The sequence below is a fragment of the Streptomyces sp. P17 genome (assembly GCF_032436805.1).
Lineage (GTDB): Bacteria > Actinomycetota > Actinomycetes > Streptomycetales > Streptomycetaceae > Streptomyces.
The window spans coordinates 1-20,754 of record NZ_JAVRBF010000004.1; the positions used below are offsets into that span (position 1 = coordinate 1).

The window sequence follows — 20,754 nt, forward strand, 5'->3', positions numbered from 1 at the left end:
GTCGCCGAGCTGTCCGTCGAGATCACCGAAGAACTGCGTGGGGAGATCCGCCGCCATGGCCAGCACTGACACCACCGATCTCGCCGGGCTCGAAGCCGGCCTGGACGCCCTCGACACCGTCCAGACCACGCGGACGCCCCTGCGCGAGACGCTGGTCCGCCGGGTGCTGCCGCCGGTCACCGCCGTCGCGCTGGTACTGGTGGCATGGCAGGTCCTGGTCTGGGCCGAGGTCGCGCCCAGCTACAAGCTGCCCGCACCGACCGCCGTCTGGGACGAGGTGCGCACCGCCTGGCTGCAGGGCACGCTGTTCGACTACATCTGGACCAGCGTCTCGCGCGGCCTGCTCGGCTTCCTCCTCGCCCTGGCCATCGGCACCCCCCTCGGCCTGCTCGTGGCCCGCGTGAAGTTCGTCCGCGCCGCGATCGGCCCCATCCTGTCCGGCCTGCAGTCGCTGCCGTCGGTGGCCTGGGTGCCGCCGGCCGTGCTGTGGCTGGGTCTGAACAACTCGATGATGTACGCCGTGATCCTGCTCGGCGCGGTCCCCTCCATCGCCAACGGCCTGGTCGCGGGCATCGACCAGATCCCCCCGCTGTTCCTGCGCGCCGGACGCACCCTCGGCGCGACCGGCCTGAAGGGCACCTGGCACATCGTGATGCCGGGCGCACTGCCGGGCTACCTGGCAGGCCTGAAGCAGGGCTGGGCGTTCTCCTGGCGCTCCCTGATGGCCGCCGAGATCATCGCCTCCTCCCCCGACCTCGGCGTGGGGCTCGGCCAGTTGCTGGAGAACGGCCGCAACAACGCCAGCATGTCCCAGGTGTTCCTGGCGATCTTCCTGATCCTGCTCGTCGGCATCGCCATCGACCTGCTCATCTTCAGCCCGCTGGAGCGCTGGGTCCTGCGCGGCCGCGGTCTCCTGGCGAGGAGCTGAGTCCCATGCGCCACCGGCCGGTTCTTCTCGTCATCGCCCACGGCAGCCGCGACCCGCGGCACGCCGCTACCGTGCACGCCCTCGTACGGCGCGTGCGCGCGATGCGGCCCGGACTGCGGGTCGAGACCGGCTTCCTGGACTTCAACATCCCCTCGGTGCAGGGCGTGCTGGAGTCGCTGGCGGCACAGGGCGTGCGCGATGTCGTGGCGCTGCCGCTGCTGCTGACCCGCGCCTTCCACGCCAAGGCGGACATCCCCGCCGTCCTGCGGGACGCGCCGCCGCAGCTGCGGATCCGGCAGACGGAGGTGCTCGGCCCCTCCCCGCTGCTGCTCACGGCGCTGGAGCGGCGGCTGTACGAGGCGGGCCTCACGCCCGCCGACAAGTCCTCGACCGGGGTCGTGCTGGCCTCGGCGGGGTCCACCGACCCGGAGGCGAGCGCGGTGATCGCAGCAATCGCGCGGGAGTGGCGGCACACCGGTTGGTGCGCCGTGCGGCCCGCGTTCGCCTCCGCATCCCTGCCCCGCACCGAGGACGCGGTACGGGAACTGCGCGCCCTCGGCTGCGAGCGGGTGGCCGTCGCGCCGTACGTCCTCGCGCCCGGGTTCCTCCCGGACCGCATCGCGCGGGGCGCCGCCGAGGCCGACGTACTGGCCGATGTGCTCGGCCCGGCGCCGGAAGTGGCACGCGTGCTGCTGGAGCGGTACGACGCGGCTCGTGTGCCGGTGCTGGCGGCGGTCGGTGCCTGACGGGCCTGGGCGGATTCGGTAAAAGTCCCTCTCCCGCCCGGCCGTTCTGCTGGGATGGTCCCCCGGAGAGCGAGCGGGGGGAGAACGGCACCGGTGGCTGGTCGTGGGTTCGGGCACCACTTGGGCTTACCGCGGGCCCTGTCCGGGCTGCCGCTGGCCCCCCTCGTGCCCGGCTACGCCGAACTCGCCGCCGCCCAGCACGCGGCGGGGTTACGGCACCTCGGCGAGGCCCTCGCCCCGGACGGCGGCCTGCGCGTCCTCGACGGTCTCTACGTTCCCGCCGGACGCGGCCGGCGCCGGGTGGACGGCGCCCTGCTCGACGAACTCGCCCGCTCCGGAGGCTCCGTCCCCCGGCTGCTGACGGCGCTGCACCGGCGTGATCCGCAGGCACCGCGCCGCGTGGTGCTGTACCAGCTGATCTGCCTGCTCCAGGACGGCCCGGGCACCGTCCAGGACCTGGGCGTCCACCCGGACGAGACGGCCGGACTGCTCGCGGCGGCCCGCCACCGGGCCACCCTGGACCGGAGGCAGCGCGACGCTGCCGAGTCCCTCGCCGATGCCTGGCAGCACCGCCGTATGCACCGGGCCCGCACCCTGCTGGAGCGGTTACCGAAGGGCGACCCGGAGGTGGAGCGCCTGCGGCTCGCGCTGGCGGCCCGCGCGGCGGCGGTCGACACGGCGCTGACGGCGGCGCGGCGCGCGGAGGGGCGCGGCGGGAAGGACACCGCCAGCGATCACTACCTGCTCGCGCTGGACCTCGCGGCGGACGACCGGCGTGCCCTGCGCGGTCTGGTGCGCGTCCACCGGCCCGAGCATGTGGCCTTCCTGCGGACCGAACTCTCCTCGAACGGCGTCGAGTTGACCTGGGAACGGGCCGGTTCCGACTGGCGGCTGCTGTGTCTGTACCGCACCGAGGACGGCGCGGCCCGGGTGCGTGAGGTGCCCGAGCGGCAGGACACGGCCGTCCCCCTGGGCACGACCGTCCGCTACGCCGCCCTGCCGCTGGAGAACGGACGTGTGACCGGGCCCCCGCTCGTGTCCCACCGGGTGCTCTTCGCACCGGAGGTGACCGGGCTGACGCTGACGGACGGCCCGGAGCGGATCAGGGGGACCTGGCGAAAGCCGCCGGGCGCCGTCGAGGTGACGGTGGAGCGCACGGGTCCGGACGGTACGGCGGTTCGGGTGGAGGCCCGCCCCGACTGCTTCACGGCGGCCGGGCTGCCGGTCGGCCGCCACACGTTCCGGGTGGTGTGCCACTACCGGGCGCCCGACGGGCAGTTGGTGCCCTCTCCCGGGGTCACCGCCACCCACACCGTCCACCCCTGGCCCGAGCCGGTCCGCACCCTCACCGCCACACCCGACGGCCACACCGTACGGTTCGACTGGACCGGAGGAGGACAGGAAGCCGAGGTCCGCCTGGTGGTGTGGCCGGGCCGGGTACCGCCGCCGGCGACGGAGTTGCGCACGGCCGAGCTCCCGCCCGCGATCCTCGTACCGCCCGCCGGGCACACGCGCGTGGCCGCCGTCGCCGTACTCGGCGACCGTGCCCTGGCCGGTCCCACGGTCGATGTCGAGGTGCTCCCGCCGGTGACCGGTCTCGCCGCCCGGCGGCTGCCGCACGGTGCCGCCCTGGTCTCGCTGGACTGGCCCGACGGCACGAGTCACCTCACGGTCGTGTGGGACGGCCCGGACGGCGGCGGCGAGCGGACCGTCACCGCGCACGCCTACCGACGGGGCGGGCTGCGGCTGCAGGTGGGGCCGCGGGGGGTGCGGATCCGCGCGGCGGTCGTGCCGCAGGTGCCCGGTGCCGTCGTCGTGGCGGCGGCCGGCGCCGAGACCGTGCTGCCCCCCGACGCCTCCATCGGCTACCAACTCGTGCGCCACCGGCGCCGGTTCAGGGGCGGCAGCCGTACGCTGCTACGCGTCACCCTCTTCGCCCCCGCCGAGGAGAGCGGCCCGGACGTCCCGGAGTTCGTGTGCGTCGCGCGCAGCGGCACCCTCCGCCCGCGCAGCGCCACCGACGGGACGACCGTGCTGCGCATCCCCGGTGCCGACCTGACCCGGCACGGCACGGTCGAGCAGGAGTTGCCGGCCGCGCCCTGCCCGCTCCCGTACACCCTGCGCGGCTTCCTGCTGGGCGAGCACGCGGCCGCCGTACGCCTCGAAGAACCGTCCCCCGCGACCCTGGTGGTGCGCTGAGCCATGACGACCGTGATCTGCCCCTACTGCTTCGCCCGCTCCTCCGCCGCGAAGCTGCCGTACCGCTGTCTGATGAGCCCGACCGGAGTGCGCGGCGGGACGCCCTGCGGGCCCGAACGCGACGATATCTGGGCCGGGTTCATGGGTCCGGGGGTGCCGCCGGGCGCCCGGATGCGCGGGCCGGTGTTCGCGCCGGACCGGCGGGCCAGGTGGCGGTTCGGCTCGGGCAGCAGTGTGCCGTGCCCGGGGTGCGGGGTGGGCACGACGACCCGGGTGTGCGGGACCTGCCACAGCGACCTGCCGAGCGACTACTGCGACCAGGACAGCCGGATCATCGCGCTGGTCGGCGCGAAGGCCTCCGGCAAGAGCACCTACGCCGCCGTCCTGGTCAACGAGTTGAACCAGCGTGTCGGACAGGCCTACCACGCCTCGCTGGCCGCCATGGGGCAGAGCACCCAGCAGCGGGACCGGGAGATGGCGGAGGACCTCTACGAGCGGCTGCGGCTGCCGGACGCCACCAGACCGGCCGCCCTCGGCTTCAACGACCCGCTGCTGTACCGGCTCAGCGTGCCCCGGCGCGGCCGGCTCGGCTCGGGCACCCGGCACACCGCGCTGGTCTTCTTCGACGCGGCCGGCGAGGATCTCGCGGGCGCCGAGGCGATGGACCGCTACACCCGCTATCTCAGCGCCGCGGACGGCATCGTCCTGCTGGTCGACCCGCTCCAACTCGGCTCCGTACGCGACCGCTTGCCCGTCCACGACGGTCCCCCGCTGCCGGTGGTGGAGACCCCGCCGCAGCAGATCGCCGCCGACCTGGCGCGCCGGCTGCGCGCCCACGGCAAGGGCGGTTCGCGCGGGCGGGTGTCCACCCCGATCGCGGTGGCGGTGACCAAGACGGACATGCTCAAGCCGCTGCTCGATCCGCACTCGCCGCTGCTGCGCAACGCGGCCCACCCGGACGGGGAGTTCGACGAGGACGACCGGCTCGCCGCGCACGAGGAGGTCCGCGCGCTGATGGCGGAGTGGGACTCGGGCGCGCTGGTGCGGCAACTGGAGCTGGACTTCGCCGAGTTGTCGCTGTTCGGGCTGTCGGCGCTGGGTGCGCCGCCGCCCGCCGACTCGCCCGCGGACGCGCCCAAGTCGGGGCCGCAGCCGATACGGGTGGAGGACCCGCTCCTGTGGCTGCTGGCCCGGCGCGGGGTGCTGCCGGTCCGTACGACGGGGAAGGGGCGAGGCGAGTGACGCCGGCGCAACTGCACTACACGTCCGCGCCGCCCGGGCCCGACGGTTCGGGTTTCCGGTTCACGGCGGTCAGCCCGGGGGTGCCGCAGGGCGTGCTGCGGGAGGCCGAGCAGCTCATCGGCTACGAGCCGCCGCGGGACTTCCCTGCCCGGCCCGACGCCGAACAGCTCAAGGGCTTCCCGAAGGCATTCAGCTTCAGCGAACTGTCCGACGGCGGCCGCCTGTTGAGCCGCTCGGTCTACACGGGCGTCGACTACAGCGGCCGCTGGGGCAACTTCCACGCGCACGCCCTGCATCTGCCGCCCGGGACCCGGCTGCCGGACGGCGCGCTGCCCATCACCGCCTGGGAGTCGCCGCGCTGGGCCGACACCACTCCCCCGGACGGCCGGCCCGCGCCCATCGACCGGTTCGAGCCGTCGGGGCTGCTGCGCACCGAGGGGCTGGTGGCGTTCGCGGTGTCCCGGGCCGGGTGGCTCGCGCCGTTCTTCGCGGACCTGCGCGCGGTCGCGGAGGATCCCGGGACCGGGCAGATCGTGCTCGTGGAGCACGACAGCGCGGACGTGGCCCAGTGGATCGTGCTCGCCTGCACGGTGCTGCCGAGGGAGCAGGCGCACCGGCTGACGTTCACGACCTACACCCGGCGGCCGCAGCAGGCGCGCCAGCAGATCGTGGGGGCGCTGCCGTCGTCGGAGCAGGTGGCGCCGGATCACCGGTACCGGGTGCACGACTGCACCGGCCGGCCGCCGTCGGAACCGGTCACCGACACCTTGGCCGAGGTGTACGCCCGTATCTGGCTGGCGGCGCGGCCCGATCTGCTCCGTGACTCGGGAGACGGACTCGGTCCGCTCACCGTGGCGGCGCTGACGGCGGGCATCGAGCTGCGGCCGGACGCCCGGGCGGCCGCGGCACGGTGGGCGGCCGGGAACGCCCTGCCCGAGGCCACGCTGACCGCGTTGATCGCCGGGCTGTGCGCGGCCGGGGAGAGCGACGAGGAGGAAGCGGCCGCGCTGGTCAGCCTGTGGGAGCGGCTGGACGGACGGGTGCCCACGGCCGTGTCCGCGCCGCTCGCCGCGCGGGTGCTCACGTCCGCCGTGCGCGGCGGGGGCCCGGTGCCCGCGCTGCGCGCCGGGTCGCTCACCCCGGCGACCCATGCCGAACTGGCCCGGGATCTCGCGCCCGCCCTGCGCGCCGGGGTCGCGGACACCGGCCGGCCCGCCGACGGACGGCCGCTCGCCCTGCTGCGGGTCGCCGATCTGCTCGACGTCGACTGCCAGGATCTGCTCCCCGGGCTGGCGGAGCGGCTCGCCCGCGCCCTGGTGGCCGTGGCACCGGACGAGCTCTCGGCCGTGGCGGAGGAGCAGCCCGTGGGGCACCCCGCGTGGCGGGCGCCCGAGACGGCCGTACCGTCCGCTCCCGGGGTGGGCACCCCGGCGCTGCTCGACGCCGTGCGTGACCATCCGGCGCTGCGGATCGCGCTGTTCGCCGCGCTGGACGCGCTCGCGGCCGCCGATCCGCGGGGCGCCGCACGGCCGTTGGCCGGGTCGGAGCTGCCCGTGCAGTTGCCGCCGGCCTTCCCGCATCTGCGGATGTGCGTGCTGACGGAGCCGGCGCGCGAGGGCGATCGGCTCGGCCGTTTCCACGGTCTGCTGCGCACCGGCGGGGTCTCCCCGCACGCCGACACCGCGGTGCTGCGGACCGCGCTCGACCTGGTGTGGCCCGGGGAGCTGCCGACGGGGCAGGAGGCGAGTCTGCTGCTCAACGAGCTGGGCTCGGATCTGCACCGGGCGGCAGGGACCCGGGACCTGCTGATCGAGGCCGCGCTCGCCGCGCCGCCCGACGACCCCGACATCCCGGTGCTCGCCGCCGATCTGCTGCGCTGTTTCGGCACGGAGCTGCGGCACGGGCAGCGGGCGGCGCTGCTGTTGCTGGAGTTCGCGGGCCTGCTGGGTACGCCGGGTGAGGGCGAGGACTGGGTGGGCCGGGCGCTGTCGCTGCGCACGGGGGCGGGCGAACCGGTCCCCGAGCCCGTCACGGACCGGGTCTTCGAGGCCCTCGGCAGGCGGCTCATGCGGCCCGACGCGCCGGAGAGCGAGCTGTACGCCCTGGCCCGCTCGGACGAGCCCGCGCTGCTCGCGGCGTACGAACGCGCCGGGCGCTCGGACCGGGTGGGTGACCGGCTGCGGACCGTGCCGTCGTACGTCGCCGTCTGCTTCTGCGCGTGGAGCGCCTTCCCCGGCTCCAGTACCGCCTGGGACGAGACGAGTTCGGCGCTGCTGACGAAGGTGCTGCGGCCGATCGTGAAGGCACTGCCCGCCGAGGACCTGGCCGAGGTGGAGGTGGCGCTCGGCCGCGCGGGCCGGGGCAAGCTGGACGCGTTCCGGACCTGGAACCGGCCCGGCAAGCTCGGGCGGCTCGCGGGCCGGCTGTCCGGGCGCGGGCGGCGCGGTGAGCAGGGCGCCCCGTGGCCCGGGGATCTCGAACCGCCGCACCGGGGAGGCCCCCGATGAACCCCATGCTGCCGCTGTACATCTACCTCGCCTGGTGCGGGCTCATCGCCGCCGGCCTGGGCCTCGGTCGCGTGCTGTGGGAGTTCCTCGGGATCGGGGTGGGCGGCGTCTGGCGGGGACTCGGGCCCTGGCGCAGCGGCAGCCCCGATCAGCGCGTCCCGGCCGTCGTGAGCGACGCCGAGCCCGCCCGGTTCGCCTACTGGTGGCAGCAGATGTGGATCGACGGGGCGACGGCCTCGAGCTACGGCATACGGATCATGTGGACACGGCTTGCCGACCCGTGGCTGGCGCGGATCGCCAAGAACCTGTTCTGCGGCCGCTCCCCCGACGGACTGCGCGCCGACCACCCGGTCGGCGCGGTGGCCCTGGTCGTCTTCGTGGCTCCCGGCACCGCGGCAGGCGCGCTCGTGGGCACCGCCCTGGCCTCGCTGCTGCTCGGCACGGTCCTGGTGATGTTCGCGCTGCTGCTCGCCCTGATCTGGCTGGCCTGCGCGGCGGCCGCACCGGTGCTGTGGGGCGCGGAGCGGGCGTGGACGCTGGCCAGGGGGGTGCGGACCAAGTGCCCCTACCCCGGCTGCTATCGACCGGTGCCGCTCGCCGTGCACCACTGCCCCGGCTGCGGCAAGGGGCATGCCTCGCTACGGCCCGGGCGCTACGGCGTCCTGTGGCACGGGTGCGTGTGCGGGCGCCGGCTGCCGACGACCCGGTTCGCCAAGCGCGGCTCCCTGGCGACCCAGTGCCCGTACTGCGAAAAGAAGTTGCCGCAGATCACCGGCACCACCCGAGTGGTGCACGCGCCGCTGGTCGGCGGTACCTCCTCCGGCAAGACGATGCTGATGGCGGCCATGGTGGAGGGGCTGCACACCTGGGCCAGGCGCGGCGAGCTGACCGTGGAGTACGCCTCGGACGACGACCGCGCCACCGCGAACGATCTCAACCAGGAGCTGCGCCAGACCGGTTCGGTCCGCGCCACCACCGGCGGCCAGCCGCGCGCCCTGATGCTGACGGTCACCCGTGGGCGACGGCGCCGACTGCTCTATCTGTACGACCCGATGGGCGAGTCGGTGAGCGAGGCCGACCGGGTGCGCGCCCAGCAGTACTTGCAGCACGCCAACGGGGTCGTCCTGGTCGCCGATGCGCTGGCCGACCCCAAGGTGCGCGGACGGCTCGGCGCGGACGACAGCGCGAAGGCGAAGTCGGCCCGGCCCTCACCACAGGGCCCGTGGGACACGTTCCAGCGGCTGACGGGCGAGCTGGAGGCGCTGACCGGGCGGCGCGGTCGGCTGTGCGTGGCCACCGTCGTCACCAAGCGGGATGTGCTGGACGGGCTGACGACCCTGCCGGTGCCGGGCGCGGAGATCGATGTCTGGCTGGAACAGATCGGTCTGGGCCCGCTCGTCCGGGCCCTCGGCCACGACTTCAGGGCGGCCCGCTACTGGGCCGTCAGCGCCCAGGCGGCCATCGGCACCGGCCCGTTGGAGAGCGAGCAGCGCAGGGCGGCCGAGCCGGTGCTGTGGCTGCTCGCCGTCTCGGGGCTCGGCACCGGCGCGCTGTCCGGTCCCGGCGGTGGCAAGGAGCGCAGGATCCGGCTGCGCGCGAACGGCGACCAGGAGAGGAAGTACACCCCGGCATGACCGAGGTGACACCGTCCATCGGGCGCTGGCGGCGTGCCATGGCGGGCGTGTTCGTGGCCTCCTTGGCCCTGACCGTGCTCGCCCTGGCCGCGCTGGCGCGATGGCTGCTGACCTGAGACCCACTACCAGCGGAAAGGAAATGGCGTGAGTGACATTCCCGGCGGGCCCATGGCCAACCGGCCGGTCCACTTCATCTGGCTGCTCGACTGCTCGTACTCGATGCAGGGCGAGAAGATCGGCCAGCTCAACTACGCGATCAGAGAAGCGATCCCGGAGATGCGGTCGGTGGCGCACGACAACCCGGCCGCCCAACTCCTGCTGCGCACCATCACGTTCTCCACCTCGGCCCGCTGGCATCATCAGACGCCGGTCCGGGTCGACGACTTCACCTGGCAGGACGTTCAGGTGGACGGTATGACCAACCTCGGTGAGGCGCTCACCCTGGTCTCGCGGGAGCTGCAGAGCCCGCCGATGCCGCAGCGGGCGCTGAAGCCGGTGCTGGCGCTGGTGTCGGACGGGGTGCCCACGGACGACTGGAAGGCCGGTCTGAAGGCGATCGACGCGACGCCGTGGGGCCGTAAGGCGGTCCGGGTGGCCATCGCGATCGGCGCCGACGCCGATCGCACGGTGCTCCAGGACTTCCTCGGCAACCCCGAGCTCCAGCCGCTGGACGCCAACAGCCCCAAGCAGCTCGCGGCGGCGATCCGCTGGGCGTCCACCGCGGCCGTGAAGGCCGCCTCGCAGCCGGTCGCGGGGTCCTCGGACCCGCTGGCGAAGCAGCCGTACGCGCCCCCGGTCCTCGACGACGACGATGACGACGACGTGTGGTGACGCTCGGGGTGCGGCGCTGGGAAACGCTGGGCGACAGCGTCCAGGGCGTCGGCAAGCGGTGCAACCAGGACTGGTGGACCTGTGAGGGCGGCGGCTCCTGGGAGGAGCCGCTGGTGCTGGCGGTGGCCGACGGACACGGCTCGGCGGCGCACGCCCGCAGCGAGCTGGGGGCGCGGTTCGCCGTGGACCGCTTCACCGCGCTCGCCGTCTCCTTCGGACGCGCGGCCCGCGACTGCCATGAACCGGGGCGCCTGGCCCGGCTGATGGCCTGCGCCCGGGACGACTTCCCGCGCGCCCTGGTGCAGGAGTGGCGGACGGCCGCCCTCGGCCACTGGGAGCGGCACCGCCCGGTCGCCGACGACGGCGCGGCCGAGCCGGAGCCGGGCGCCAAGCTGCTCCTGTACGGCACGACCCTGATCGGCGCCCTGCTCACGCCGTCGCTGTTCGTGGCGTGGCAGATCGGCGACGGCGATCTCGCGGTGGTCGAGCACGACGGCGCGCTGAACCGGCCGCTGGCACCGGCCGAGGAGGATCTGGGCGACGAGACGGAGTCCCTGTGCGGCGCGCAGGCCTGGCGTGCGGTACGGACGCACTGGGCGCCGCTGTTCGACGAGGCGCGCGGGCCGCGACTTGTGGTGCTCTCGACGGACGGTCTGTCGAAGAGCTTCGCCTCGGCCGACGGCTACCGGGAGTTCGTGGCGGGCCTGGACGGGCGGCTGACGGCGCAGGGCGCCGCGGGGGTGCGGGCCGCGCTGCCCGAGTGGCTGGGGCAGGCCGCGCAGTACTCCGGGGACGACACGACGCTGGTGGCCGCGCTGCGGCCGGTCCACCGGGCACTGGAAACGGAAGAGAAGACGGGGAGTTGAGCGATGAGCGGCATGCTCGACAGTGGAACGCTGCTGGCCGTGGACAACGGCGACGAGGCCGAGATCATCGGCATGCTGGGCGCGGGCGGCCAGGGCGAGGTGTACCGGGTGCGGACCGCGGCCGGGGACAAGGCGCTGAAGTGGTACTACCCGACGAGTGCGACGCCCGAGCAGCAGGCGATCGTCCAGGAGCTGGTGCAGCGCGACTTCGACGACGACCGGTTTCTGTGGCCCGAGGCGTATGTGTCCGCGCACAAGGGCTCGTTCGGCTATCTGATGGGGCTGCGTCCGGAGCGCTTCAAGGGCCTGCCGGACCTGTTCCGCCGCCAACTGCGCACCAGCACCGGGGCGTTGCTGACAGCCTGTCTGTACACCGTGGAGGCCTACCAGGCACTGCACTCGCGGGGTGTCGCCTACCGGGACATCTCCTGGGGCAACGTCTTCTTCGACCCGGCCACCGGTGACGTACTGATCTGCGACAACGACAACGCCGTGGTGGAGGGCGACGCCAGCGGTATCTCGGGGACGATGAAGTTCATGGCCCCGGAGCTGGTGCGCGGCGAACCGGACGCGCGCCCGGGCACCCAGACCGACCTGCACTCGCTCGCCGTCCTGCTGTTCATGCTCCTGATGAACCACCACCCGCTGGAGGGCCGACGCGAGTTGGGCATCCACTGCTTCGACGAGGCGGCGGAGAGGCGGCTGTACGGCAAGAGTCCGCTGTTCGTGTTCGATCCGGCGGACGACTCCAACGCGCCCGACCCGATGGAGCACGCGACGGTGCTGGCGACCTGGTCCGCGGCGGCCGGCACCCTCCAGGAACTCTTCCGCCGCAGCTTCACGACCGGACTGCAGGATCCGCATGCCCGGGTGCGCGAGTCGGAGTGGCGCAACGCGCTGCGGGCGGTGCTGGATGCGCTGGTGGAGTGCGCCTCCTGCGGCCGGGAGAACATGACGGAACCCGGCGAGAACCCTCCCCCGCGCGTCTGTTGGGGGTGCGGGCAGCGGCTGGTGCTGCCGCCCCGGCTGACGGTGACCACGCCGCCGCCGCGCGCCGAGCACCACATCCGGCTGCGCCGGGGGGCCCGCGTCCAGGCCCACCATCTGCTGCCGGAACCGGCGCGGCACGACTGCTCGGACGCCGGCCTGGTGGCCGAACTTGTCGAACACCCGTCGAAGCCGGGCCGGTTCGGCATCGCCAACCGCTCGAAGGAGACCTGGACGGCCGGCCGCTCCGACGGTACGACCCGGCAGGTCGCCCCCGGCCAGACCGTACCGCTGCGCTCGGGTCTGGAACTGGATCTCGGGGGCGGGGTGCGGGCGGTCGTGCGCGCCAGGTGAACGCGGGGGTCAGAACCCGAGCAGGCGCCCGATCTCCTGGGCCAGGACGAGGACGCCGCTGCCCGCCCCGACTCCGGCACCGATGGTCTCCAGGGCGGCCCGGATCCGGCCCTGGTCGGCGGGCCGCCCCTGCTGTCCGGCGTCGGCCAGTTCACCCTGGACGACCTGGGCCTGGGGCACCAGCGCGGGGCTCTCCGCCCGCAGCCGCTCCACGAGCTGGTCGGCCAGCCGCAGCAGGACCGCGGGGTCGGTGCCGTTGTTGTTGATCTCGATCCGGCCGTTGTCGCCCAGGATGGCCGGGCCGTTGACGTTGTTGATGTGGTAGTTGCTGCTCATGGTCCGGCTCCTGTTCCGTTCCCGCGTCAGGGCTTGGGCGGTGGTGTCCCGCCGCCCTGGCCGCTCTGAGATCCACCGCCCTGGGGGCTGCTGTTCTGGTTGATGGTGCCGCCCGCGCCGAAGATGCTGGGCCCGTTGACGGTGTTGACGTGGTAGTTCTGCGTGATGATCTTCTGCGCGCTGTCGAAGGAGCTCGTGTCGACGTTGTGGTCCTTCAGGAAGCGCTCGGTCGCGGTCAGCACCCCCTGCTGCAGGCGGACGAGGTAGTCGAGCGCGTCCATGCGCTCCGCGTAGCCGGCCTGGTCCCAGTCGCCGTACTGCTCGCGCAGGCTGGTGGCGGCGCCGTAGTCGACGATGACGTGCTGGCTCTTGATCTTCCGGCGTAGTTTCCGCAGGGTCCGTTCGTTGTCGTGCAGCCATCGGGAGCGCTCCAGCATGCGTCCCGGGGCGCCGCTCAGTTCGGACCAGGTGTGACCGGTGGCGTACTTGACGAGGCTCCACCAGCGGTCGAGGCGGGCCAGCGGGAGGCTGTCGACCTCGTGGAAGCGGGCTTCGAGCGGCGGGATCGCGTAGGCGGCGACCTCCCAGCTGAGGCTGGGACGGGCGAGGATCGCCCGCAGGTACATGGAGACGATGAGCCGCCCGCCCTCACCGACCCGCTCCAGGCACAGATGGGTCCGCATGCCCGCGCCGGGCCGCTGCAGACCGGCCTGGACGAGCTGCTTGGGGACGTGCGGCTGCGGCCGTCCGGTGCGGTCGGGGACCAGCTCCGGGAGCAGACAGGCGTTGCTGCCGAGGACGTAGAGCCGGTTCCTGGTGCGCAGTCCGTCAAGGCCTGAGATGCCCTCCATATGGCGGGCGACGTAGGTGTGGAGGTCGATGGCGTCGAAGTCGGTCATCGGGAGCTTGGTGCCACCCGGGCCCTCGGCCGGCTCACTGACGTCGATGGGCCCCCAGATGACCTCGCGCTCCTGGAGCCGCTTGCCGCTGCCGACGAACGGATTGACGAGCGCCGTCTCGTCGGCGTACGGCAGGACGTTGGAGCGCTTCAGTTCGTGCAGCCGTGTCTCCGCCGCCTGCTCGACGGGCGGGACGAGCGTCTCGGGTTTCTCGGTGTCGCGGAACACCTGTTGCGCCGCGTCCCTGGCCCGGGCCTGCGTGTGGTGGACGAGGCACCAGGTGACGACGAGGACGCCGAGGGGGCCGTAGACCGCGACGAGGACGAGGGAGGCGCCGCCGGCGATCAGTGACCACAGGGCGAACAGCAGCGAGGCGAGGAACAGGGCGCCGAGCACGGCGAGTTGGCGGTCGAGGACGGTTCTGCGCCGGACGGCCGCGCGGGCATGCCGGGCGACCGCCACGAAGTTGACGCCGAGGGTGAGTCCGATCGCGGTGAGCCGGTCGCCGGTGAGGTCGCGGTCGATGTCCCGGGCGAGGTCGTCATGGAGATGGACCGTGGCGCAGATCCGGCGTGTCACACCGTCCTTGCGGTACTGCGGCAACGAAGGTAGGACTCTCCCCGCCACGGTGACCCCCCTGTCGCCGAAGTCTCGCGGAACTCACTTTAGGGACAACGGCAGTCACTTGTCCGCGAGTTGGCGAGGAGCGTCACGGCGCCCTAACTACGGGTCATGTCCCTGAGCCTGACCACGGTGTTCCAGTTGCGGCTGGTGGCGATCAGGCCCTTGTTCAGGCGCGGCTTGGAGAGCTGCTCGGCGAGCTTGGAGCGGCCGAGGCCGTTCGGGGCGTACAGATACAGACAGCGCTCCCCGAGCCGGAACTCCTCCGGCAGGAAGGCGCCCTGGTCGATCTCGGCGAAGCGCTCGGCGTGGACCGGCTCGGAGAAGTACGTGACGTGCAGCTGCTTGGCCTCCAGCTCCGCCGCCGGGAACGGACAGGCCTCGACGATCGCCGCCAGATAGGCGTGGTCGCGGACGATGACGGCGACCGCGAACCCGAAGCGCTGCTCGATCGCCCCCGTGATCTCCGCGGCCCAGGACTCCTCGTCGCCGTGCCCGGCGGAGAACACGGCCTGGCCGCTCTGGAGGTAGGTGCGCACATCGTCGAGACCGAGCCCTGCCATCAGGACGCGCAGCTCCGCCATCGGGACCTTCTTGGCGCCACCTACGTTGATCCCCCGCAGCAGCGCCGCATACGTCGTCGTCATCCGCACACCATAAGGCGGCCGTCGTGCCCCGTGGGGGTGGGCACGACGGCCGGGTCCGCGAACGCGGACTGCGCTGAACTCTGGCCGATCCGGAGGGTGTCGATCAACCGCCACACGCGCGTGTGACTTATTCAACAAGGTTTTGTAATGACAAACTCCACCCAAATAGATGTAAGGGGCCACCTCCTCCTCACAGGGGAGAAGCCGGGGTCCAGGGGGATGATTCACGCCGTCCTCAGTTCACCGATCAGCACGACGAGATGCCTTTATCCGCCCCATACCTTCAAAACGAAAGGTGACGGCAGGGGGCTGTCACCGCACACAAGGGGGCAAGCCCGTCATGGGGAACGGAGACATACGGGTGCGGGGTCTGGCCGCCCGGGCAGGCGGCTGGAGCGCCCGGCACCGATGGGCTGCCGTCGGCATCTGGCTGCTGTTCGTCGTCCTGGCGATGGGGCTCGGGTCGGCGGCGGGCCGGGTGAACGTGGACGAGAGCCAGTCGCTCAAGGGCGAGACGAAGACCGCCGCGCAGATCATCGACGACGCCGGGATCGACGAGCCGGCCGGTGAGACCGTCCTGGTCCAGGCGAAGGACGGCGGCCTGAAGGCCACCGACACCGAGTTCCGGGCCGCGGTCACCGCGGTGATGGACGCGGTCGAGAAGACCGGCAAGGTCACCGACATCACCTCGCCGTACGACACGGACACCGTCTCGGAGGACGGCCGCAGCGCACTCGTGCAGTTCGACATGCGCGGTGAGGCGGAGACCGCGAGCGAGCGGGTGGAGCCGGTGCTCGACGCCGTGGCGGAGGTCCAGAAGGACCGTCCGGCGCTGACGATCGAGCAGATCGGCGCGGCCAGCATGGGGAAGACGTTCGACGACGCGTTCGGGGACGACTTCCAGAAGGCCGAGTACTCGGCCGTGCCCGTGGCCCTCGGCATTCTGCTCATCGCCTTCGGCGCGCTCGTCGCGGCGCTGCTGCCGGTGCTCCTGGCGATCACCGCGATCATGGCGACGACGGGCCTGATGAGCATCGTCAGCCATGTGATGCCGATGGGCGAGGTCGCCAACTCGGTGATGCTGCTGGTCGGTCTGGCCGTCGGCGTCGACTACTGCCTGTTCTATCTGCGCCGGGAGCGTGAGGAGCGGGCCGCCGGACGCGACCCGCAGACGGCGCTGCGGATCGCCGCCGCCACCAGTGGCCGCGCGATCGTCGTCTCCGGTGTCACGGTGTGTGTGGCGATGGCGGGCATGCTGTTCACCGGGATCGCCGACTTCGAGGCGATGGGCCTGGCCTCGCTGATCGTCGTGGCGGTCGCCATGGTCGGTTCGGTGACCGTGCTTCCCGCGCTGCTGTCGCTGCTGGGCCACCGGGTGGAGAAGGGCCGTATCCCCTTCCTGCACCCGGACAGCAAGCTGCGTCGCAAGCGTGCTCAGGCCAACCGGGACAGCCGCCTGTGGACGGCCGTGCTGGGCGCCGTGCTGAAGCGGCCGATGGTCTCGGTGGTCGTCGCGACCGGTGCGCTGCTCGCGGTCGCCGCGCCCGCGATCGGCATGAAGACCCAGAACCTCACGCTGGACCAGGAGTTCGGCGACTCGCTGCCCATCGTGCAGACCTACAACCGCGTCAACGACGCCTTCCCGGGCGGCTCCGAGCCGGCCGAGGTGGTCGTCAAGGCGGACGACATCAACTCCGCCGAGGTGCAGGGCGCGCTCGCCGACTTCAAGAGGGAGGCCGTGGACTCGGGCGCCTCGCGCGGCCCGGTCGAGATCAAGCTGCACGACGCGCAGAACCTGGCCTTCGTCTACGTCCCGCTGGTCGGCGGCTCCGACCTCGACAAGGCGGGCGAGAACCTGGAGAAGCTGCGCGACGAGGTCCGTCCGGCCACGCTCGGCAAGGTCGACGGCGTCGAGGCGCCGATCACCGGACAGGTCGCGGGCAGCCATGACTTCAACAACCAGCTGGCCGGAGCGGTCGTCCCGGTCTTCGCCTTCGTCGTGGTCTTCGCCTTCCTGCTGATGCTGCTGTCCTTCCGCTCGCTGACGATCGCGATCACCTCGATCGCGCTCAACCTGCTCTCGGTCGGCGCGGCGTACGGCATCCTGGTCGCCATCTTCCAGCACGGCTGGGGCGCGTCCCTGGTGGGCGCGGAGGGCGTCGGCGCCATCATCAGCTGGCTGCCGCTGTTCCTCTTCGTGATCCTGTTCGGCCTGTCGATGGACTACCACGTGTTCGTGGTCTCGCGGATCCGCGAGGCCCGGCTGAAGGGCCGTACGACGAACGAGGCGATCAAGCACGGCGTGGTCACCACGGCGGGTGTCGTCACCAGCGCCGCGGTCATCATGGTCGCCGTGTTCGCGATCTTCGGCACGCTGTCCATGCAGTCCATGAAGCAGATGGGCGTGGGCCTCGCGGCCGCGGTGCTCATCGACGCGACGATCATCCGGGGTGTGCTGCTCCCGGCGGTCATGGCGCTGCTGGGCGAGCGCAACTGGTATCTACCGAAGTGGCTGAACCGGCTGCCGGACCTGACGCACGACGAGGCGCCGGAGGCGGTCACCCGGCAGGCGCGGGACGACGAGGGGGAGCGCGTCCCGGTCTGATCCTGACCCCCATGACAGAGGGCCCGTCGGTTCACGGGGGGAACCGACGGGCCCTCACCTGTGCCTATCGCTGGGGGAGTTCGGCCTCGATGCGTCAGCGGGCGTGGCTCCCCGGGCCGGTCAGGGCCCCGAGGCCACCGCGCATCCGATGGAGTCCGTGCAGCCCCGGCCGAGACCGGAGATGTTGATCGCGTTGCGGGCTCCCACGGACGGTACGTCAGGAGGCGGTGCCGGGGGGTCCACAGCTGGTTTTCACCTCTGGTAGCGGGCGAGGACCAGGTTCCCGTCCTCCTCCAGCCGTTCACGCAGCTCGTCGAGTCCGATGGCCCCGCTGTAGTACTCCTGGAGGGCCGGCGTGGCGACCTTGTCCTTCCACTCCGGGTAGCCCCGTACGGACTGGGCGGGCGCCGAGCGCAGATGGGCGGCGAGGGCGGTGCCGGTCGCCCAGTCGTACTCGGCCGTGCGCAGGGCCGGATCCTTGAGGGCCTCGGTGCCGGTGGGCAGCATCCAGTCGCCGAGGGCGAGCCGGACCATGTTCTCCGGCTGGAGCAGGAAGTCGATGAACGCTGCCGCCTCCTTCTTGTACGGGCTGTCCTCGGCGATGGACAGCGTCTGCGGGCTCACGCCCTGGATCAGCCCGTCCGCGCCCGCCGGGGCGGGCAGCACCTGCCAGTCGAAGCCCTCCGGGGCCTGCTGGACGATCTGCTGGCGGTAGGAGAAGCCGAGCGGGACCATCGCGTACCGGCCGCCGAAGAAGCCGGGCAGGGTGTCCGAACCGCCGCTGCCGAGGGTCGAACCGGACGCGCTGCCATCGGAGTTCACCTGATCATGGATCGTCTTCGGGACCACCTCGTCGGCGGCCTCGAAGCGGACCTCGGCCTTGCCGTCGGCATCCCGGTGGAAGAGCTGTCCGCCGGCCGACAGGGAGAGGTTGAGCGTGGCGGACACGGGTTCCTTCAGCGGCCAGGCCACGCCGTATTTCCCCTCGCCGCTGAGCTCCTCGGTGATCCGCCGGAACTCCGGCCAGGTCCAGGGCCGTTCGGGCGTGGGGATGCGCACGCCGGACTCCCTCAACCAGGTGGCGTTGGCGATGAGCACGCGCGGCTCCTGGAGGAACGGCACGCCGTAGATGCCGTCCCCGAAGGTCGTCGTCTGCCAACTCTGCTGCGGGATGTCCGACTTGAGGCGCTCGGGCAGCAGGTCGGTCAGGTCGGCGAGATGGCCGCCGTAGGCGAAGTCGGCGAGGTCGTCGGAGGCGTCGTGGACGATGTCCGGTGCCTCGCCGCCCTCGAAGGAGGTGAGCAACTGGTCGTGGACGCTGTCCCAACTGCCCTGGACATACTCGACCTTGACGTCGGGATGGCTCGCGTTCCACTCCTCCACGAGTTCCTTGTTGACGGCGACGGACTCCTCCTGCCAGGCGAGGGACTGGAAGCGGAGGGTGATCCGGCCGTCGTCGGTGTCACCGCCGCCGGTACAGCCCGCCAGCAGCAGAAGAAGTACGACGATCCAGCGTGCGCGCATCAGTTCTTCACCGCCCCGGCCAGCATGCCGCCCGTGATCCGGCGTTGGACGATCGCGAAGACCACCAGCGAGGGCAACGTGGCGAGGAAGGCGGCCGCGGCCAGCGGGCCGAGGTCGGCGACACCCTCCGCGCCGATGAAGTGGGTGAGGATCACCGGCAGGGTCTGTTTCTCCGGGGTCTTCAGCAGGACCAGCGCGAAGAAGAACTCGTTCCACGCCGTGACGAAGGCGAACAGGCCGGTCGCCACGATGCCCGGCGCGAGCAGGGGCGCGGTCACCGAGACCAGCGTGCGCAGCCGCCCGGCCCCGTCGACGGCGGCCGCCTCCTCCAGCTCGGTCGGCACGGCCCGGACGTATCCGACGAGCATCCACAGCGCGAACGGCAGCGCCCACACGACGTACACCAGGATCAGGCCGAGGAGCGAGTCGATCAGCCGCAGGTTCTTCAGCACCAGGAACAGCGGGATGATCACCAGGACCAGCGGGAAGGCCTGGCTGACGACGACCCAGCCGGTCGCGGCGCGCGCGAGGCGGGTGCGGTGCCGGGCCATGACGTACGCCATGGGAGTCGCGATGACGACGGCGATCAGCGCGCGGAGAGGGCGGCGATCAGGGAGTTCGACGCGGCTTCCAGGAGCGGCTGTTCGTCGAAGGCCTGACGGAAGTTGTCCAGGGTCGGGTTCTCGGGGATCCAGGTGGGGTGGAGGCTGCCGAGTTCGCGGGGCGGTTTGAAGGCGGTGGAGATCAGCCAGAGGAAGGGGAAGGCGAGGAAGACGAGATAGGCGAGCAGGGCGGCGTACTGGCCGACGCGGGCGGTGGTGCGGGTCCTCATGACTCGTCGCCTCCCCTCAGCCGGCCGACGAGGAAGAGGGCGAGCAGGACCGAGATCAGGGCGACCATCACACATCCCATCGCCGCGGCGTAGCCGAACTGCCCGTAGCGGAAGGCCTCTTCGTAGGCGAAGAGCATCGGCAGCCGGGTTCGGCCGCCGGGGCCGCCGCTGGTCAGGACGTAGACCAGGGCGAACGAGTTGAAGTTCCAGATCAGGTTGAGCGCCGTGATCGCGAGGGCGACCGGTCTGAGCGCGGGCCAGGTGACGGTCCAGAAGCGGCGCCAGGCTCCGGCGCCGTCCATGGCGGCGGCCTCGTGGAGTTCGCGCGGGGTGTTCTGGAGGCCGGCGAGCAGGGCGACGGTCGTGGTCGGCATGCCGGCCCAGACGCCGACCACGATCACGGCGGGCAGGGCGGTGGCGAGCCCGGCGAGCCAGTCACGGCCGTCGCCGAGGCCCAGATCCCGGAGCGTCTCATTGAGGACGCCGGCGTCCGGGTTGTAGACCAGCCGCCACATCACCCCGACCACGATCTCCGGCATGGCCCACGGGACGATCGCGAGGGCGCGGGCCGGCCAGCGCAGCTTGAGGTCCTGGTTGAGCAGCAGGGCGAGCCCGAGCGCGAGCAGGAACTGTGGCACGGTGACTCCGACGGCCCAGACCAGGCCGATGCGGAACGACTCCCAGAACAGGGTGTCCTGCAGCAGATCCCGGAAGTTGAGAGCGCCGATCCACTGGGTGGGCTCGGTGCGCCCCGACTGCGAGTCGGTGAAGGCCAGCAGGATCCCGTAGAGCAGCGGACCGACGCTGAGCAGCAGGATCGGGATCAGTGCGGGCAGCACCAGGAACCAGGCGCCGCGGTCGAGCGGCACCTTGCGCGCCGACCGCCTCGTCGCGGTCACCGGGGTCACGTGATCGGCTCCTCGTGGGGCTCGTGACGATCTCGGACTGGGCCTGGTCATGGTCGTGACAGGCCTGTGCGCCGTCAAGACACCGCGC

15 protein-coding genes and 1 pseudogene are annotated in these 20,754 nt (G+C 72.4%); 10 read left to right on the forward strand and 6 right to left on the reverse strand.

Translation table 11 applies throughout. The annotated features are described in order from the left end of the window. Positions 1 to 55: 55 nt before the first annotated feature. From RMT89_RS03230 to RMT89_RS03270, 9 genes are all read left to right on the forward strand, one after another. Positions 56 to 928: an ABC transporter permease gene (locus RMT89_RS03230; RefSeq protein ID WP_315882366.1), complete on the forward strand. Its 873-nt coding sequence runs from the start codon at positions 56 to 58 to the stop codon at positions 926 to 928. A 5-nt stretch (positions 929 to 933) separates the two neighbouring features. Continuing rightward, the gene (locus RMT89_RS03235) at positions 934 to 1,674 is read left to right on the forward strand and encodes a sirohydrochlorin chelatase (RefSeq protein ID WP_315882367.1); all 741 of its coding nucleotides are present in this window, start codon (positions 934 to 936) and stop codon (positions 1,672 to 1,674) included. 120 nt (positions 1,675 to 1,794) lie between these two features. Next, positions 1,795 to 3,873 (forward strand): hypothetical protein, encoded by a 2,079-nt coding sequence (locus tag RMT89_RS03240; RefSeq protein WP_315882368.1) that lies wholly within the window; start codon positions 1,795 to 1,797, stop codon positions 3,871 to 3,873. A 3-nt stretch (positions 3,874 to 3,876) separates the two neighbouring features. Further along, the gene (locus RMT89_RS03245) at positions 3,877 to 5,115 is read left to right on the forward strand and encodes a TRAFAC clade GTPase domain-containing protein (protein WP_315882369.1); all 1,239 of its coding nucleotides are present in this window, start codon (positions 3,877 to 3,879) and stop codon (positions 5,113 to 5,115) included. Beyond that, complete coding sequence (locus RMT89_RS03250) at positions 5,112 to 7,622, forward strand: GTPase-associated protein 1-related protein (RefSeq protein WP_315882370.1); 2,511 nt, start codon at positions 5,112 to 5,114, stop codon at positions 7,620 to 7,622. Before RMT89_RS03245 ends, RMT89_RS03250 begins: the two co-directional genes overlap by 4 nt. Further along, positions 7,619 to 9,256 (forward strand): TRAFAC clade GTPase domain-containing protein, encoded by a 1,638-nt coding sequence (locus RMT89_RS03255; RefSeq protein WP_315882371.1) that lies wholly within the window; start codon positions 7,619 to 7,621, stop codon positions 9,254 to 9,256. The genes RMT89_RS03250 and RMT89_RS03255 overlap by 4 nt, the downstream gene beginning before the upstream one ends. Positions 9,257 to 9,424: 168 nt before the next feature. Beyond that, positions 9,425 to 10,087: a tellurium resistance protein gene (locus RMT89_RS03260; RefSeq protein WP_315882522.1), complete on the forward strand. Its 663-nt coding sequence runs from the start codon at positions 9,425 to 9,427 to the stop codon at positions 10,085 to 10,087. Beyond that, the gene (locus RMT89_RS03265) at positions 10,081 to 10,953 is read left to right on the forward strand and encodes a protein phosphatase 2C domain-containing protein (protein WP_315882372.1); all 873 of its coding nucleotides are present in this window, start codon (positions 10,081 to 10,083) and stop codon (positions 10,951 to 10,953) included. The genes RMT89_RS03260 and RMT89_RS03265 overlap by 7 nt, the downstream gene beginning before the upstream one ends. Positions 10,954 to 10,956: 3 nt before the next feature. After that, on the forward strand, positions 10,957 to 12,294 hold the full coding sequence (locus RMT89_RS03270) for a protein kinase domain-containing protein (RefSeq protein WP_315882373.1): 1,338 nt from the start codon (positions 10,957 to 10,959) through the stop codon (positions 12,292 to 12,294). Positions 12,295 to 12,303: 9 nt separating this feature from the next. Here RMT89_RS03270 and RMT89_RS03275 read toward each other — a convergent pair whose 3' ends face one another. The 3 genes from RMT89_RS03275 to RMT89_RS03285 all read right to left on the reverse strand — a co-directional run bounded on the left by RMT89_RS03275 (position 12,304) and on the right by RMT89_RS03285 (position 14,797). After that, entirely contained in the window at positions 12,304 to 12,630 is a 327-nt protein-coding gene (locus RMT89_RS03275; RefSeq protein WP_315882374.1) for a hypothetical protein, read from the reverse strand. Between the two features lie 26 nt (positions 12,631 to 12,656). Further along, entirely contained in the window at positions 12,657 to 14,108 is a 1,452-nt protein-coding gene (locus tag RMT89_RS03280) for a hypothetical protein (protein ID WP_315882375.1), read from the reverse strand. 140 nt (positions 14,109 to 14,248) lie between these two features. Then, a complete protein-coding gene (locus tag RMT89_RS03285; protein ID WP_315882376.1) occupies positions 14,249 to 14,797 on the reverse strand; it encodes a DUF1697 domain-containing protein in 549 nt (182 codons plus the stop codon). Between the two features lie 340 nt (positions 14,798 to 15,137). Between RMT89_RS03285 and RMT89_RS03290 the strand changes: the two genes are divergently transcribed. Next, positions 15,138 to 17,402, forward strand: coding sequence for an MMPL family transporter (locus RMT89_RS03290; RefSeq protein ID WP_315882377.1), 2,265 nt, complete (start codon positions 15,138 to 15,140; stop codon positions 17,400 to 17,402). Between the two features lie 252 nt (positions 17,403 to 17,654). On the opposite strand, the gene RMT89_RS03295 is transcribed toward RMT89_RS03290, so the two are convergent. The 3 genes and pseudogenes from RMT89_RS03295 to RMT89_RS03305 all read right to left on the reverse strand — a co-directional run bounded on the left by RMT89_RS03295 (position 17,655) and on the right by RMT89_RS03305 (position 20,666). Continuing rightward, positions 17,655 to 18,926, reverse strand: a complete 1,272-nt coding sequence (locus RMT89_RS03295; protein ID WP_315882378.1) for a sugar ABC transporter substrate-binding protein — start codon at positions 18,924 to 18,926, stop codon at positions 17,655 to 17,657. Next, positions 18,926 to 19,758, reverse strand: a pseudogene (locus tag RMT89_RS03300) (carbohydrate ABC transporter permease). The gene RMT89_RS03295 and the pseudogene RMT89_RS03300 overlap by 1 nt, the downstream one beginning before the upstream one ends. Continuing rightward, entirely contained in the window at positions 19,755 to 20,666 is a 912-nt protein-coding gene (locus RMT89_RS03305; RefSeq protein ID WP_315882379.1) for a sugar ABC transporter permease, read from the reverse strand. The pseudogene RMT89_RS03300 and the gene RMT89_RS03305 overlap by 4 nt, the downstream one beginning before the upstream one ends. Positions 20,667 to 20,754: the final 88 nt, after the last annotated feature.